The organism is Drouetiella sp. (genome assembly GCF_059504425.1).
On record NZ_JCACIN010000106.1, the window covers coordinates 1 to 16,775 of the forward strand.

The 16,775-nt window shown below is 50.6% G+C and carries 13 protein-coding genes and 2 pseudogenes; 6 read left to right on the forward strand and 9 right to left on the reverse strand.

Features of this window, described 5'->3' with window-relative positions; genetic code table 11:
• The first annotated feature begins 268 nt into the window (after window positions 1-268).
• From AC5JMP_RS24015 to AC5JMP_RS24025, 3 genes are all read left to right on the forward strand, one after another.
• A complete protein-coding gene (locus AC5JMP_RS24015; protein ID WP_495854028.1) occupies window positions 269-415 on the forward strand; it encodes a hypothetical protein in 147 nt (48 codons plus the stop codon).
• Window positions 416-483: 68 nt separating this feature from the next.
• Window positions 484-1,638 carry a DNA alkylation repair protein gene (locus tag AC5JMP_RS24020; protein ID WP_495854029.1) on the forward strand — a complete coding sequence of 385 codons (1,155 nt, stop codon included), beginning with the start codon at window positions 484-486 and terminating at the stop codon, window positions 1,636-1,638.
• 109 nt (window positions 1,639-1,747) lie between these two features.
• Window positions 1,748-2,107, forward strand: a complete 360-nt coding sequence (locus tag AC5JMP_RS24025) for a hypothetical protein (protein WP_495854030.1) — start codon at window positions 1,748-1,750, stop codon at window positions 2,105-2,107.
• Window positions 2,108-2,149: 42 nt separating this feature from the next.
• Here the strand turns inward: AC5JMP_RS24025 and AC5JMP_RS24030 are convergent, their stop codons facing one another.
• The 3 genes from AC5JMP_RS24030 to AC5JMP_RS24040 form a co-directional block, all read right to left on the reverse strand.
• Window positions 2,150-3,151 carry a tyrosine-type recombinase/integrase gene (locus AC5JMP_RS24030; RefSeq protein ID WP_495854031.1) on the reverse strand — a complete coding sequence of 334 codons (1,002 nt, stop codon included), beginning with the start codon at window positions 3,149-3,151 and terminating at the stop codon, window positions 2,150-2,152.
• Between the two features lie 175 nt (window positions 3,152-3,326).
• Complete coding sequence (locus tag AC5JMP_RS24035) at window positions 3,327-3,635, reverse strand: hypothetical protein (RefSeq protein WP_495854032.1); 309 nt, start codon at window positions 3,633-3,635, stop codon at window positions 3,327-3,329.
• A gap of 33 nt (window positions 3,636-3,668) precedes the next feature.
• Entirely contained in the window at window positions 3,669-3,803 is a 135-nt protein-coding gene (locus AC5JMP_RS24040) for a hypothetical protein (RefSeq protein ID WP_495854033.1), read from the reverse strand.
• Between the two features lie 197 nt (window positions 3,804-4,000).
• Between AC5JMP_RS24040 and AC5JMP_RS24045 the strand changes: the two genes are divergently transcribed.
• From AC5JMP_RS24045 to AC5JMP_RS24055, 3 genes are all read left to right on the forward strand, one after another.
• Entirely contained in the window at window positions 4,001-4,222 is a 222-nt protein-coding gene (locus AC5JMP_RS24045) for a hypothetical protein (RefSeq protein WP_495854034.1), read from the forward strand.
• A gap of 192 nt (window positions 4,223-4,414) precedes the next feature.
• Window positions 4,415-4,846 carry a hypothetical protein gene (locus AC5JMP_RS24050; RefSeq protein ID WP_495854035.1) on the forward strand — a complete coding sequence of 144 codons (432 nt, stop codon included), beginning with the start codon at window positions 4,415-4,417 and terminating at the stop codon, window positions 4,844-4,846.
• Between the two features lie 33 nt (window positions 4,847-4,879).
• The gene (locus AC5JMP_RS24055; RefSeq protein ID WP_495854036.1) at window positions 4,880-9,850 is read left to right on the forward strand and encodes a DUF5724 domain-containing protein; all 4,971 of its coding nucleotides are present in this window, start codon (window positions 4,880-4,882) and stop codon (window positions 9,848-9,850) included.
• A gap of 58 nt (window positions 9,851-9,908) precedes the next feature.
• Here AC5JMP_RS24055 and AC5JMP_RS24060 read toward each other — a convergent pair whose 3' ends face one another.
• The 6 genes and pseudogenes from AC5JMP_RS24060 to AC5JMP_RS24085 all read right to left on the reverse strand — a co-directional run.
• Window positions 9,909-12,881 (reverse strand): Tn3 family transposase, encoded by a 2,973-nt coding sequence (locus AC5JMP_RS24060; protein ID WP_495854037.1) that lies wholly within the window; start codon window positions 12,879-12,881, stop codon window positions 9,909-9,911.
• A 657-nt stretch (window positions 12,882-13,538) separates the two neighbouring features.
• A complete protein-coding gene (locus AC5JMP_RS24065) occupies window positions 13,539-14,279 on the reverse strand; it encodes a DevA family ABC transporter ATP-binding protein (protein ID WP_495854038.1) in 741 nt (246 codons plus the stop codon).
• Between the two features lie 29 nt (window positions 14,280-14,308).
• Window positions 14,309-14,977 (reverse strand): GAP family protein, encoded by a 669-nt coding sequence (locus tag AC5JMP_RS24070; RefSeq protein WP_495854039.1) that lies wholly within the window; start codon window positions 14,975-14,977, stop codon window positions 14,309-14,311.
• Between the two features lie 20 nt (window positions 14,978-14,997).
• Window positions 14,998-16,164: an ABC transporter permease DevC gene (gene devC, locus AC5JMP_RS24075; RefSeq protein ID WP_495854040.1), complete on the reverse strand. Its 1,167-nt coding sequence runs from the start codon at window positions 16,162-16,164 to the stop codon at window positions 14,998-15,000.
• A 20-nt stretch (window positions 16,165-16,184) separates the two neighbouring features.
• Window positions 16,185-16,382 (reverse strand): annotated as a pseudogene (locus tag AC5JMP_RS24080) (helix-turn-helix domain-containing protein); the annotation flags it as partial.
• 88 nt (window positions 16,383-16,470) lie between these two features.
• Window positions 16,471-16,775 (reverse strand): annotated as a pseudogene (locus AC5JMP_RS24085) (hypothetical protein); the annotation flags it as partial.

The window sequence follows — 16,775 nt, forward strand, 5'->3', positions numbered from 1 at the left end:
TGAACGCTTCTCTACCTCTACAATAATGTCCTAACTCGTTCTCGTAGCGCTATATGACTTCAAGCATAAATTGAGCATTCAAAGGGCTGGAAGCCCCATTTTTGCGTTGAGCGATCGCCCCTTGTCAAACTGCCTTTAAAGCATAAAGTGGGGTTGAGCCGAGATATGGATACCGTTGGCGAATTGATCAGAGGAAAATAAAAGCCTCTGAGCCCCCTGTTCTTAGGCTGGCTCAGTAACCAAAGTAATCGATGTTACAATCCTTGCCATGACTGAAATTCAGCGATCGCTGAATTTCAGTCATGAATTCGCCAACGGTATCCGTATCTCGGCTCGACCCCTAGATAGCTCCGTTATCTTTGGCAAGAATAGCGTTGGCATAGCCTGTGCGAAGAGCGTATCGCCCCGAAGGTGAGTCCAGGATGTTGTGACCTCTACAACGTTAAACTCATCACTTTATTGGTTGCTTAGAAGGAGTTACTTTTGGCTGAACCTCTTAAGAACCAATTTGGTATTGAGATACCCCAGAAAATTGCTGCAATGATGGCTGGGGTAACTCCTAACTTCGCTACAGAAGCCTTTCTGAACAAGCTACTAGATGGATATGATGACCTGAACCTAATGGCACGAGGATGGAAAATCGCGGAGGCACTCCATCATCATTTACCCAGCAACTACAAAGAAGCTGCCGATGTTCTAATCGCCTCATTGGGCCCGAAACTCGAAGAGACAAAACAGTCTGAAATGGCTCCTTTCTTCTACCTTCCTCATGTTCTATTTGTCGCAAAATACGGGCTTGAGCATTTTGAGGCTTCGATGCGGGCTCAGTATGAGTTAACGCAGCGGTTTACCGCTGAATTTAGTATTCGCCCATTTCTAGAACGATATCCCGAAGCGACCCTAGCACGGCTGAAAACCTGGACACAAGATCCGAGCACTCATGTACGTCGCTTAGTCTCCGAAGGCACTCGCCCCCGCTTGCCTTGGGCACATCGTTTACGAGAATTCCAGAAAAATCCCTACCCCGTCCTGGAATTGCTGGAGCTGCTCAAAGATGATTCCGAACTCTATGTCCGCCGTTCTGTTGCCAATAATCTGAATGACATCGGCAAGGATCATCCGTCCTTACTGGTGGAAATCGCTCACCAATGGCTGGTTAATGCCACCGATGAACGGCGCTGGTTGATTCGCCACGCACTGCGATCGGCTGTAAAGCGAGCTGATCCCGGAGCGATCGCCGCTCTAGGCTTTCATGATGGCGTAACGGCATCAATTGGCAAGGTTAGCATTACTCCTAAACCAGTCGTCATTGGGAATTCTATCTTCATTGCCTTTGAAATCACCAACACAGGTTCTCAGCCTCAGCGACTTTTGGTTGATCTGCGAATTCATTTTGTCAAAGCGAATCGCAAGACCAGCCCCAAGGTTTTCAAGTTAAAGACCGTTGAACTTGCACCCAGGGAAACGATACAACTTGGTAAAGCAATTTCCCTGGCAGACATGACAACCCGTAAACACTACCCTGGAAGCCATTTGATAGAAATCCTATTGAATGGACAAACAGTTCCCTTAGGTTCCTTTGAGTTAATGAGGACACTGCCACCCAGCAATGCTCATGTCCTTAGCGTAGAAATTTGATGGACTTGTTTGCCATCCATCACACCACCTTTGCAGTTTCGTAACGTTCTGCAATTGAAGGAACAAAAGGATACTGCTGCACGACGTTACCACCCATTGAGGAGGAACCATGAACAAAACGATGTATCGATTTGCTGCTGGTGTCGCGATCGCAGCAGCACTCATCTTGGTCTGGCTCAGTCTGGGCGTCGGCATTATCGGGAGAGATGGCGACCCTGCCAACCTGATGTACTTTGGGGTGCTCGCTGTCGGGGTTATCGGCTCCTTCATCGCGCGCTTCCGCCCCCGTGGAATGTCCCGTGCGCTGTTCGCCACTGCACTCGCTCAGATCTCCGTTGCGACGATCGCGCTGACCGCCCAGTTGGGCTATCCCTGGAGCGGGCCACTAGAGCTTACAGTTCTGAATGGATTCTTTATCGCCCTGTTTGCCGGGGCGGCGTGGCTATTCCGTCGTGCCGCGCATGGATGATCCGAACGAGACGGGACATGCGGCGATCGCGCACCTTAAGCGTTAATTTTTCTCATCCTCCCCCTCGCCGATCGCCTTCAAATAAGCTTCAGCCGCCGCCTGCTTAAACACGCCCTGAGTATAGCGCTGGAAGACCCGGTCGCTCTTAATGCCCATCAACTCTTTGCCAAACAGCGGATCGACCCCTCGCCGCGTTACCTCCGTGCCAAACGAATGGCGAAACCGATGCGGATGGATGCCCTCTACCCCCGCGATGGCTCCCAACTTTTTCACCATCTTATGCAACCCCTGATAGCCCAGCCTTTGCCCTGCGCTCTTCGGGTCTTGTGCCAAGAACATCGGACTCTCCGGCGCTGGATCAAACCCTTCTCCCTGCTGCCCTCGCCACTCCAGATAAGCCTCCAGGTGAGATCGCGCCTCTCGACTGAGCGGCACTTGACTCACGTTCTGCCCCTTCGATCGATGCACTGTGAGAATCTTGCCATTCCAATGTTCCACATTTAATGCCGAAGCCTCCGATGCCCGCAAACCATGACTGAGCACCGCAATGATGGCCCGATCGCGCACCCTCGTCTTGTCATCCAGCTCTAGCACTGACCACAGATTCCCCAACTCGTCCGCCTCAATATGAGCGGCTTGCGGTTCCTCTTGCCGTTCCAAGTCGATTGCATCGGTGGGCAAAGGTTGATTCATCGGATAGCCATTGCTACGGCGTAACCAGTTGTAGAATGATCGCAGCGTATTGAGAGCATGATTAACTGAAGCAGGCTTCAAGCCCTTGAGCTTCAGATCCCGGCGATACTTACCGAGATCGCTGGGAGAGACATCCAGCCAAGATTTGTTAGACCAGGCAGCAAACCGTTTGAGTTGTCCCCGGTAGGTTCGCTGGGTATTATCGGCTTTTCCTGTCTGCCGTAGAAATTCCTCAATTTGCCAATCTCTCAGGTCAGGAGGACGATCGCCTCTTTCCCCACCCTCCGGCTTTCCGCCTTCGAGCGAGACAATCACGATGGGTAAAACGGGGTTAGGTGGAGAGGAGTTCATGGGCGATCGGGTTAATGCTTCAAATTAAGGTAAAGATAATTCTGAGAGATCCCCCCAGACAAACTTCTCCAAAGCGGCTTCGCTGATAAACTCCCAACCAGAAGGCTTCTGGCGTAGACTGACTTCACTTATGGGTTACGGACTCCAACGTGATAGCGTTGATTAAGCCATAGAATCACAAAGCATCAGTCCGGTGGATAGACTCAATCAACTCCTCAACCTCTTCATCGTTCGCGCACTGCTGCACCTGAGATCTAAACCACGTCAATTCTTCAGCCTCTACCTTCTGCATCTGGTAGACGAGCAGTGTTCCTGCCACCCGCGCTAGGGTAAGCGCTTCATAGGAGATGCGACTGAGCAGCTCACAGGACTCCTGATACAGCAGTGCTGCTGCCCCATCATTTAGCGGTTGCCCCATCTGCGCGGCAATATCCTGCAAGCTTTGCTGAATAGAGTGTTGGAGGGCTAAAGAAGAATCGTTCATGCTTTCAGTGTAGAGGATGCCAAAGCTTAGAATTCATCCCCGTTGCCGTACCTCTAATACTTTCCCCCTAGCACCATAAATATTAGCCGTGTGCAACAGGCAGGCTTCATTAATGCGGCAAGCGGTATGGAGACAGATGCCAAACAGCGATCGATCTCTAGGGGGCATAAGTCCTTGGCTGAAGAGTCGGTTAAGTTCACGAGAAGAGAGAATCTTCGCTTGGTCGTGACGGTTGACCTTCATGAGGAGAGGAAGATGAGCTGTCCGTATACCTATCTGAACAAATGTTAATTAGTTCATGTAAACGGCTCGAACCCTCATTTTCCATAGATCTAGCCCATCCCGACACAACGCATATCAGCTTATTGCAACTCACCCCTGTCTTATTGAGAACGACGATCGCCTACGCCAAACTGATGGCTGCGGGGGAGAGACACGAAAAAATCGATCGCCTTGTTCAAGAGCACCCATGCAAAGCGGCAAACAGCGTCGTCAAGACATCAAAGCCAAACGGCTGGCAAAACACAGCACGCCCCACAGGCACTAATACCCTGGAAAACAAGGAGAGCGCAAGGCTTGGCACTTGACCAGAACACTGGCTAGGATAGGCTCACTCAAAGACCTTGCTTCATCACTCTGGCAGAAAATGATCGTGTTCCGAACGATTGCATCATCTCATAGTACAATCGAACTAAATTCGACACTTTTGATAGACAGCGTTTTTGCAAACAGAGCGATTGAGCTTAAGCAGCAAACATTCAAGCATCCAACACAGCGCTATGGCTTCTGCACTCACCGTTTCGGGAAAAGTGATGGGTAAGACGCAGCCCGTCTTTGCCAATTGGGAACTGCGTTTGCCAGAGCGCGGAGAGCAGAGTCCGTTGACGCTGCGAGACTTGTTGACTCAAATCGTGCTGGCAGAAGTTGCAGGTTTTACCGATCGCCAACGCCAACGCCGCTTGCTACAGGTGCTCAGTCCTGACCAAATTAGCCTGGGTGTTGAGCAAGGAAAGGTGGAGTCCGGTGGCAGCGCTCTAGAGCAGGCGGTTGAAACGGAAGAGGCGATCGAAACTGCATTACAGGCGTTTGCCGATGGTTTGTATTTTGTGTTTTTGGACGAGCAGCAGCAGGAAGCGTTAGACGACGTTGTAACCTTGCAGCCGCATTCGGAACTGTTGTTCTTGCGATTGGTGCCGTTGGTGGGTGGGTAAGCTAGCAAAAGCTGGTCGTTAAAGGATGAAACGATGCTGAACCGCGAAGTTGCACAGGCTCAATTGCTTCTTGTCCATACGGCTGATTGGCGATCGCAGCGCCTTCAACGCATGGGCAGTCTCCCCCAACCATTGCAAGCGATCAGCTATGGCATTTTAGGCTATGGCGACAACGCTAAACGGTTAGACACGTCCGAGTCGTATCAGGTGCAGGAGCGATCGTTTCGTGAACTCGATGCACTGACACCCAGCGATCGGCTCCAAATTCTCAGCGTCATCTTTCCTAAGTTTGCGCCGATTGTGGAAGCCGCATGGCAACTAATCGCGCAATTGCCCTATCAAACGGGCTACAGTCGGCGATCGTTTCGCAGTCCGGCACATCCAGAGTTAAGCGCAGACAGACGACGCAGTTGGCTTCAGCAACTCATTGGCGTTGTGGAAGGCTACGACCAGGATTTGGAGTGGTTCGCTGCCTGGACACCTTACCTGAGTTACTATGCGGCCGATGTGCTGGGCATTTTGTTTGCAGCGGCGATTAATCAGAATGATGCACTGGGACAAGCAATCTTCGATAGCCTGATCGCCTCAGCCAATGGCAATCATGAGATTGGGGCAATGGGGCGACACGTCACCCGCGCCTTACTGGTTGCCAACCGGGAAGATGGTTGGGACTTCATCGAACGCTTACTGCTGGCGGCACAACGGCAAGAAGGGCTGCGGCAAACCATTTTAGAGACAATCGACGAGGCACATCCGATCGCCTTTCGGCGCATGGTACGGCTGATCGTCGAGCAAAATCTGACTCGCTTCAGTGCCACTATTCGCGCCCTTGATGTCTGGTTTGGCTTTGGGCTGGAGGCACTCAACGAAAAACTTGCCAAGCAAATGCTGAGTCAAATTTTAGAACTACTGGAACCTGATGCTCAAGCGGCTGCACTGCACAGTGACGATCCCAAAACCGTTTATCTGGCGCTGTGGGCCGTTGGCTTTGAGGATGCCATTGCCGCGATCGCCCGTGCCGTGCCATTGCTCGACCATCCCCAATCAACGCATCGGTTTGTCGCTGTGCATTTTCTGGCTCAGTTAGACAGCACACCTGCCAGATCGCTGCTGCTGCCTGCGGTGGGCGATCGCGATTTGGGAGTTGCGACCTGTGCGGTGCAAGCCCTCTCTTACAGTGGCGATCCAACGATTCAAAACGATTCGGATGCCTTTGAGCGACTGGAGCAGGTTTTACCCCACTTTCCCGCTAAACCAAAGGCGCTGTCGTTGGTTTGGGGGTGGATCAAGCTTGAACCCAGCCAGAACTTAGTCGCGTCGGCACTGGTGCAAAATTTGGGGCAGCGATCGCCTAAGCAGTTAATTCCCTATCTGCCCTATCTTGATGCCTCTGGTCGCAGTCGCGTTGCCAGACTGTTGGCAGAAATCAAGCCCTGGGACAGCGAGATTCGCGCCGTGATGTTTGATCTGGTGGGCGATGCCAGCAGTTGGGTGCGCGAACAGGTGATGCAGCTTTTGCAACAGCATGGCACGATCGCCGTTGAAGAAGGCATTCAGCTCGAACAATTGTTGACACGCAAGGCAAGCGATCTGCGACGAGGCATTTTGGGCTTATTGCTCAAGCAACCGGATGAAGCGGCGATCGCGTCGGCACAACGCCTGGTGGAAGCCAAACAAGCCCCTCAACGACAGGCAGGGCTGGAACTCCTGCGAGAACTGGTGCAGCAAGATCGCTTGCTCGATCGCGCCCGGAGTCTCGCAACCGCCTACCAAGCCAAACGCCCAAAACTCACCGTTACCGAAACGCAGTTGCTCAACGGCATTTTGCAAACCGAAACCGAAGCCACGCTGACGGATGCGTTGGGTTTGGTCAAGCTTGACGACCTCACTCCGATCGCCCCTCCACAGGTCTTGGCAGCAACGCAGGTGGTAACGCTTCCTGCCGTGAGCTGTTTGTTAGCGCTGGATGAGCTGATCCACGACCATTGCCAAACGCCCGTTAAAATCGACTGGAACGGCGAATCAGAAGAATTGTTAGGCAATCTCTCCTGGAAATTTCCTCGCGTTGATTTTCGCTTGTCATCGGATGAAAATTTGGCGCGCTTGCCGTTGAGTGATGTGTGGGAAAACTGGTGGGAAAATCGCACGGATGCCTTTCGTGATGCTGATGGGTTGGAACTGCTGCGGGCGATCGTCCCACGCTTCGATTACCGTGCTGATTCGTTTGGGTCAAAAGTGGTATCGCGTGAATCAGCTCAGCCCAACCGGATCGATCGAGTCGTTACTGATCTGCAAGCACTCACAGGGCAAACGATGCAATCCCTGCGCTATCCCCAACAGATTGACAGCGTGATTCGCTGGCTCCTGTACCTGCATCCGCCTGATCACATTGTCGCGTTCTTGCTCGATGCGATCGGTGAAATTCTCAACACTATTCCCCTCGCTGAACTCCACTCTGATCCGCAGTGGCATGACTCTGGCTATTGGGGTGTGCGATCGCAGGTCAGTAATTTTGTGGGCAATTGGATTACGTTTGCCCGCTCGTATCAAGCCCTAGCGGATGCCGATCAGCACATTCGCTGGTGGCATCTGGTGCAATGGATCGATCGCACTCTGCCTATATATCGTGGGCATCGGGATACGACAACGCTCTGGGATGTCTTCAACGCCTATCAAGCGGGGGGCGCAAATGAGTCCGACGTGATGTTTTACCTGCTGGGTGCGGAGGCACTCCCGGTTGAAAGCAATCAAACGGAAAGCGACCAAACGTCTGGAACGGCAGAGGCAAAAGCCAATCTCAGAACCTCGTTTCAAGATCTGTCGCACCTGACGCGCCGCAATGTGGCTGAGGGTTACGCGAACTATCCCTTCTTGCTAGAACTGGGCGATCGTGCCAGACAGCGCATTCTGGCGATCGAACTGCAACGGGGCGATCTCCCAACCGCCGCCTCGAATGCCGCTCGTGCCTTGAAGTCGATCGCGGGAATGTCCACGGTCATTCAACTGCTTCAAGGGTTTGACCACAACAAGCTAGTGCGCCACTACTCGTACAACAGTCTCAGTAAAGCCTCAGTGTTCAGTCATTTGATGCGGATTAGCTTTCCTGCCGCAGACGACACCCCGGCTGAGTTTGCGCTGCGCGTCCAGTCTGCCAACATCAAGCCAGAAAACCTGATTCAGTTTGCCTTCTACGCGCCGCAATGGGTCAGCTACATCGAACAGGCGCTCGGCTGGGATGGGTTTGCCGAAGCCGTTTGGTGGTTTCACGCCCATACCAAAGATACTGGCTGGACGGTCGAAGCTGATGTTCGCGAAACCTGGGTGGCGCAAATCAGCGAACGTACGCCCCTTCCGGCTGCCAGTCTGGTTGATGGCGCGGTAGATGTCGCCTGGTTTCATTGCCTCTACAAAACCTTGCAAGCCGATCGCTGGCAGCAACTTTATGAAGCGGCGCAATACGCCTCCAGCGGAGCCGGACACCAACGCGCCAAACTCTTTGCCGATGCCATGTTGGGCAATCTGGAAGCGGAGAGTTTGCGCGATCGCATTACCCAAAAACGCCATCAGGATTCTGTCCGAGCGTTGGGGCTGCTGCCATTGGCAAAAGGTAAACCACGTGATCGGGATATTCTTGATCGCTATCGCCTCCTGCAAGACTTTCTTCGCACCAGCAAGAAGTTCGGCTCCCAGCGACAGGCAAGTGAAAAATTAGCCGTTACAATCGGCATGGAAAACCTGGCGCGGACGGCTGGCTTCGTTGATCCCCAGCGGCTTCAGTGGGCAATGGAAGCGGAGGCAATCGCCGATTTGGTCGGGCAGGCGCAGGTCGTGACCATTGATGCGGTCAGCGTCAGTCTGGCGATTACCACCGAGGGCAACCCAGAAATCACGGTGACGAAAGCGGGCAAACCGCTGAAAGCCGTTCCCGCCAAGCTCAAAAAGCAGCCTGAAATTCAGCTATTGACCGCTCGTAAGCAAGAGATTACCCAGCAAACCTCCCGCATCCGGCTCTCGTTGGAACAAGCCATGTGTCGCGGCGATCGCTTCACGGCACCCGAATTGCTGCAACTGGCAAAACATCCTGTGCTGTTTCCCATGCTGAGTCAGTTAGTGTTGATGGGCGATCAGGAAAGCGGCTATCTCGTTGAGCAAGGAACCGCCCTGCAAAATCACAGCAACGTTGTCACGCCAATCCAATCTAGTGAACTCCGGATTGCCCATCCCCACGACTTGCTGCTAACGCAAGAATGGCATTTGTGGCAACAGGATTGTTTTAATGGCGATCGCATCCAGCCCTTCAAGCAAATCTTTCGCGAACTCTACCTGCCCACCGCTGCCGAACAGACCGATTCCGCCTGTCGTCGCTATGAAGGGCATCAGGTCAACCCGAAGCAGGCGTTGGCACTATGGGGACAGCGCGGCTGGATCGCTGCCCCCGAAGAAGGCGTGAGGCGCACCTTTCACACGGAAGGGTTGATCGCTGCGGTAGAGTTTCTCAACGGCTTTTACACGCCTCTGGAAGTCGAAGGGCTGACGATCGCCAGTGTCCGATTCCATCGCCGCGAAGACTGGAAAGCACTGCCGCTCCACGAAATCCCGCCACGCCTGTTTAGCGAAGTCATGCGCGATCTCGATCTAGTAGTGAGTGTGGCACATCAAGGCGGTGTTGATCCAGAGGCGACCGCTTCTACCGTCGAAATGCGATCGGCACTGGTACGCGAAACCTGTCGCCTGCTGAAGCTGCACAATGTTCAACTGCAAAAAGCCCATGCACTGATTGAAGGACAGTTGGGCAGTTATTCCGTGCATTTGGGCAGTGCGATCGTCCATCGTCAACCAGGCGGCGCACTCTGCATCGTGCCCGTTCACTCCCAACATCGCGGCAGACTCTTTCTGCCCTTCGTTGATAATGACCCCAAAACCGCTGAAGTCGTCTCTAAAGTGCTGCTGCTGGCGCGAGACAAAGAGATTCAAGACCCGACAATTTTAGAGCAGCTTTTGTAGGGGTCGAGCCGAGATACGTGTAAAATAGTGCCACGGATCTTGAGAAGCATTGCTCAGTCTAGCTTTCACCGATCTCTACAGGCAGATTTATAGCCGATTCTAACGGTTGTGGAATATTCTGCAAATCCAGCACATAATCCCCGAATCGCTTCAAATGCTTCGTCATGTAGGGACTCAGTACCGCTAGCGCCTCTCGGTCTACTGGATAACCTTCTGCGCTCAAAGTTTGCACCACCCAAGAAATGTCCACCGCATTTTGGAGAATGACCGCAGAAGAGACTACATCTAAATACTTGAGCCGCTTCTCTTGCTCCTCTGGATCGTTCTCAGTGATGATGCCGTCTTTACCAAAAAACATCCAACTGAGGAACTGATTAAATCCTTCTACAACGTTCGTGCAAGCGGTAATCTGCTGTCGCAAATCTCGCTTAGAGATATACTGCAACAGAAACACCGTTCGCACCACCTGTCCTAATTCTCGAAATGCCTGGTAGAGCTTGTTCTTGCGGCTGTAGCTGCTAAGTTTACGTAGGATTGTGGACGGCATTAATTTACCGGCTTGAATCGACAGTACCACTCGCATCAAGTCCTGCCAATGCGTTCGGATCAACTGCCAATCCACAACGCCTTTGAAAAGCGGCTCAATGTATTCATAAACCGCCTCTTGATCTGGACGGAAGAAGGTGTACTCTTTCCAGTTGCGAATGCGTGGCATCAACTGAATCCCCAACAAATAAGCCAATCCAAAGACCGGAGCAGATTGTCCCTGCGTATCGGCATGAAGGGTATCAGGCTGGATATTAGACGTGTTTTTGAGCAGTCCGTCCAGAATGTAGACGGCTTCCCAGACACCACAGGCAATGAAATGAGTGAAGAGGGCAATGTAGGTATCCGAGACGTGGTGATAGGCTATGCCACCATTGCCGCCATAGCGAATGTGGTATTCTGACAACAAATTGTTCTCATAGGTCTCAAACTTGCAGCCATCTGCTGCCGCCCGTTTTCCCGTGCCCCAGACTTTCGGTAAGCTGAGCCGAGAGTAGGCATTGATCATATCGGTCATCGCCGCTTGCAGCTTTTTGGCATTAATATGACGACGATGAACATAGGACAACTGATGAGAAATAACTCGTCCCTTGGTGTGCCGAGCAGTCTGATTGGGACCCAGGTTACATCCCAAGCCAAAGACCGTCAGAATGTAGCGTTCTAACGGGTCATTCAGTTTGGGTTCAGATCCAGATTCTGGACCAAAGTGCCTTGTCCAATGCAGCCAGTGCTCAACATTGGCAAGAATATCGAGAAGGCTACGTTCTGGTAATCGCTGGTGGATCAACGCTTCCAATTCTGCCGCTCCAGGAGGTTGAGGCAGTGCTAGGATTCGCTTGAGTACTGGTTCTCCTTCCTGTGAGAAAGTCACCTGTGTTCCGTCTTTGCAAATCTGATCCACTGCCACTGCTGTTTGAGTCAGCCAAGTGGTCAAGTGTGTGATAAATTCATCGGGTTCAGAGGGAATTCCCAATTCCTGACAGAAGGACGCTAGCTGAGGTTGACACTCCTGCCAACTCAGCAGTTGTTCGCCAAAATCAGCATACGACTCTGAGCCAATGACGCAGACATCGCCTGTCCTCAGTTCAGCAGCTAGATAGGTAAAGATACAAATTTCTAGCTGTTGACGCACCACAACTTCCGTGTCATCTTCTTTGACGATCACTAAGCGCCGCCATTGATCGCTGGCAAAACTGAGATCAAGGGTTTGAGCAGGCAGCCACTGAACCCGGCGGTGCTCATGTTCTAGCACAAACGCTAATACTTCTACCAAGGACTGATCTTGAGTTGTGGAACGAATGTCAAGAGAACGAACTAGCGTAAAGAGAAGTTTGCGGTAGCGACTGTAAAACCGCCACAGCAAAGGCAAGTAATTGTCGCTGTTGTAAGCAGCGATCTCTTCACACTGCTCTAAGAGTGCTTCTGCACCACCATTGAGACTGAGAACGAGCTGGACTTGTTCACCCAAGCTAGCAGAGTCTTGGGGCGCACTGGAAACGGCCAAGACATCGGCAAAGACTTTCAAGAGTGCTTCTGTTTGAGCACGGTGACGGTCTCGCAGTTCGACCAACCGGGCTTTGGCTCGATGATGCAACTTTCGCATTCGTTTGAGAAACATCTCCACAAGGTGGTCGCGGGTTTTGACCTGTGCCTGGTAGAGCAAGCACAACAGCAGTGTCCGGCGCTTGGCAGGCTTCACATCTCCGAGTTCCGTCACATCCAGGATTTTGGCTTGTGCGGCAAAAGATTTGACTTTACTGGGTGCGATATCTACTAACAGCCGCTGAGCATCGCCAAATGACATCAATTGGTCAAATTTAATTTGCAACTGCTGCATATGCGATAATGTGGCACTTTTGGCAGGAGCTTTGAGCAAATTGAGAGTCGCTTGTGTTTCTGAAGTTGCAGGCAAAAGCAATTGATCCAGATAAGTGCGCTCGGCAGACGATAAATGGTCAGAGACGCGTGCAAACAACCGAGTATTGGTAATCGAACGAATGTTGCTGGCTAAGCGATCTAGGGTACTGAAAGCAGGGAGTTCATAGCGTTGTTTGACCAATTCCTCAATGGACACATTGATTAAATCAGCAGGATGATCCATGACTTCAGCGGCTTTAACAATCGCAGCAGCGACGAGCTGTTGGGCAACCCCATCATAGGGTTTGATGTTCAGATAAGTCCGAATCGCTTGCTGATAACGACGACGAGTGCGAAGTGGTGGAATAGCTGAGATTGTAGACGGTAGTTTCAGATGAGACCGCAAATACTGAATCACTGGCGTTGGCACAAACTCGGAATGGGGAAAATAGCCTAAGCGTTGGAGCGACTTCAGTAGAACTAAAATTCGCAATCGCCCAATTTTACTGACCGATTGGGACTGGGCAAATGCCATCTCATCGGGGGTTGGAGTATAAAATTCGGCCAGTTCGCTACCAGTGGGCTGCTGCTTGAAGCGGGGATAAGCAGTGCGTTCAATTGCAGTCATACAGACAGAAGTGAAACCTCGTTCAAGCGTGGTTCCAGTTTATCGTTCTCCAGCAACGCGACTGCTGCTGTCTTGTGATGAGATTTACCGTCTCAAATCCAGGTGGACTGAACTTGGACTCAAACCACAGTCCGTAGTATGCCAGGATGGCGAAATCTCATGAGACTGACAACAAGGCTAAGAACAAGTATAAGTTTTCCAAACCCGCGCGTAGACCGGATTTTACTCTAATCTCATTTGTCGGAGCAGTTGCCTTGCCGAGCAACTAGCCAAGATATTAGTTGCTAGAGGAGTTGATGGCTAGAATGCAGACACAGTGAGCGTTTTCAAGATCCGTGGCACTAAATTACACGTATCTCGGCTCGACCCCAAGTAATGCGCTTAAGCGATTAGTATCCGATCGAGGTAACGCTTTCTGCCTGACCCAATCCTGGCGTTGAGCTTCTGCATCTACTATCTGCTGAAATACTCTGAGCAATTCGTCCCTAATGCAGGGATATTTTAGCTGGAATTCGTCCCTAATACAGGGATATTTTAGCTGGAAGCATGGACTAGATTTTTGATACATCACATTGACTCATTCAGTTAGTTTGGTACATTCAAACGTCTGAACTGATTTTTGGCAATCCACCACAAACCATCTTGGCAAGGTAGATTCTAGTCCGCGATCGTAGTCTCCGGGTTATCCGCCAAGCGACCATCTTCCATGTAGACAATGCGATCGGCGATGTCTAAAATACGATTGTCGTGTGTAACTAATAAGATAGTGCAACCCTGTTCTTTAGCAAGTTTTTGCATAATCTCTACAGCATCGCGACCTGACTTTTTATCAAGTGCTGCTGTCGGTTCATCAGCTAAAACGATCTTGGGTTGACTCACTAAGGCACGGGCGATCGCGACTCGCTGTTTTTGCCCGCCCGACAGGCTATCGGCATAATAGTCTACCCGTTGTTGCAGCCCTACTGCGTTCAGCATGGCAACGCTCATTCCATCAATGTCGCGATCGAACATTTCCTCATGCAGTTCTAGGGACATCCGCACATTTTGTTTGGCAGTCAGAAAGGTCAATAGATTATGTGCCTGAAAAATATAGCCAATGTTGCAACGAAGTTGAGTCAATTGTTGTTTGCTAGCATCATGTAATTCTTGACCGAGAATCTTGAGGCTGCCTTCTTGAGCCGATCGCAATCCGCCCATTAGCGTTAGCAGGGTAGTTTTGCCAGAGCCAGAGGGACCCGTCATGATAATGATTTCGCCTGCGTAAATATCTAAATTGATGTCAAATAAGGCTTGTTTGCGGAGTTCGCCACTGCCAAAGTAGTGATTAAGCTGCCGAGCAGAAATAACTGGTTCTGCTGCTGTTGAGTGAGATTGATCTGACTGCCAAGTTTGAATCATTGCATTTGTTCTTGTATGTGAGTAAGCAATCAAAAAATTGGATGACCTAGAGCAAAAGCAATACAGTCTGCAATTAGGAGGATACCTAATCCAATCAGCAAAACTCGTAATATTCTGGGTCCCCACTTCTGAATTGATCGGTTAAACCTATGCATTAAACTAGTGCTGTGTTCGCCTAGATAGATATAGAGTCCCAATAGCACAATCAGCGGTAGAACGAAGATTATGTTGTAGATTGCTAGAATACCCATTGTGGTGAAGAGATCAAACTGCGATCGCACAATTCGCTCGATCGCTGCCAGGTAAGGCAACGCTGTCGGGAAGTCCCAAAGCGTTGCAGCGCTGCCAAATAGAAAGGTTTGAGCGATCGTTAATTGAGCAGGGCGTTTAGCTTCTTGGGAATCACCAGCAAACTTGTTAAGGTTCCAACCTACCAAGAGTAGAACGATGCCAATGATCAGTTGCAACGTGTACATCAGTAAAGGTGGCAGACCTGGTAAATTGATGGTCAACTGACTTGCTCCAAGTGTCACTGCCAATCCAGCTATCCAATAGGTGATAAACACTCCCGCAATGAATGAAACTGAGCGAGGAACTGGCTTGGGCGTACTGAGCAGATAAATTTGGATTGCTGTAGTAGTGGGGTTGAGGCTGTCTAGTGCCGCGATCGCAACAAGATAAGCAAGCAAGGATGGCATCTGATTACACCAGGTAAGAACTAGAAAATATCAGCCGGATCAGCAGATTGCAGTTTACGCATTGCAATTCCTCCTGATGCTGCACACATGACAATCGTTAACGTCAACACAAGCAGTGCGCGGCTGATTGTCATACCAATCGGTAGAAAAGTTGCAGCGGCAGCGACGGAATACAGCCCGATCGAAATGACAAATCCTGGAATGAATCCTAGAACTGCCATAATCAGCGCTTCCTGGATGAGTACGCCAACCAAGTAACCGTCGCTGTAGCCCATTGCTTTCAACGTGGCATATTCTGGCAGATGGTCTGATACATCGGAATAGAGAATTTGATAGACGATAATGGTGCCAACGATAAAACCAATGACTGCGCCAAAGCCAAACAAAATTCCGATCGGGCTGGTGGCTTCCCAGTATTTCTTTTCGTGTGCCATAAACTCTTCATGCGTCAGGATCAGCACGCTTTTAAGCTCCGATTGCATCGCGGCTTGAACTTGCTTAACATCGGTGCCCGGTTTCAACTGGATGGCTCCAATATCAATTTCATTGGGCTTGCGGGCTGGAAAGAGCCGGAGGAAAGTTGAATGACTCGTAATGACATTCCCATTGGCAGCGAATGATGCTCCCATGACAAACGTTCCAACTACCTCGACTTGAAAGTTATTAAATTGAATTGGCACCGAGCCAGACTGCTGAAGTTCTTGAACGACATTGCCAAAAAAATGTTCTGCACCAGCGCGATCGTAGAGCATTCGGTTCAGCAACTTCAGTTCATTCTGGTGTGCTTGTACATCTGACAGCGTGATCGCTGAGTTATGGGGATTAATAGCAAAGACCATTGTGGGCTGATTCGTTCGGGTTTGAGCATTCCGCCACTCGCCCTGACCCACATAGAGATAGTTAATCGATTCAACTTCTTTAGCTCCTGCCGCTTGATAAAGTTGCTTTCTGGGAAAGCTTCTGACCACATTTAAGCTCTCAAACAACGGGTTAATCAGAAATAGATCCCCTTGCAGCGAGGTGTAGGGTTTTACGACAGACTCAAACAGGGCATCCAGCAATCCCAGTTGAAAAAACATCAAAATATCGGCGAAGGCAATCCCTGCTAAAGCCACTGCAAGACGGTTTTTTTCCCGTTTTAGCTGAAACCATGCTAGGGGTGTTTTGCGAAATAGGTTACGAAACATAGGTGACTCTTTTCCACGCTTTAAACTAAACCATGACGGAGAGCAACAACAACCGCTTGAACGCGATTATCGACTCCAAATTTGCTCAAAATACTTCTGACGTGCGTTTTGACAGTATTGGGACTGACATACAACACCCCAGCAATTTCAGGGTTACTTTGTCCTTCAACCAGTAACTTGAGAACTTCCATTTCACAGCTTGAAAGTCTCTCTAGGTTTGTTGTGTACAATGTCTGCACCATCTTCTTTGCTCTGTTACAGAAAGGTGTGAGTCAACTGATTAGTTATCAGCGAGAATCTGAGCATCTAGGGTTGAATGGCGACCTGCACCTGTAAATTTGTCAATCCTGCAACACGATCGCTGCTGGCTGCATTGAGCCGAATCCTGACTTTAACTACCCGCTGATCCAGATTCTCGCCCGGTTGATTATTGAAGATCTCCTGCTGACTCACTTGCAGCCCAATTTCCTCGACTGTGCCGCGCAGTTCTTCAGAGAAAGGTTCACCTGTAATCAGCGCCTGTTGCCCGATGCGAATTTTTTTGATGTCACTTTGATAAGGCTCTTCCCAACTTTTGGTGATCCTGAAATCCTTTTTCAGAAGGTTTGTTA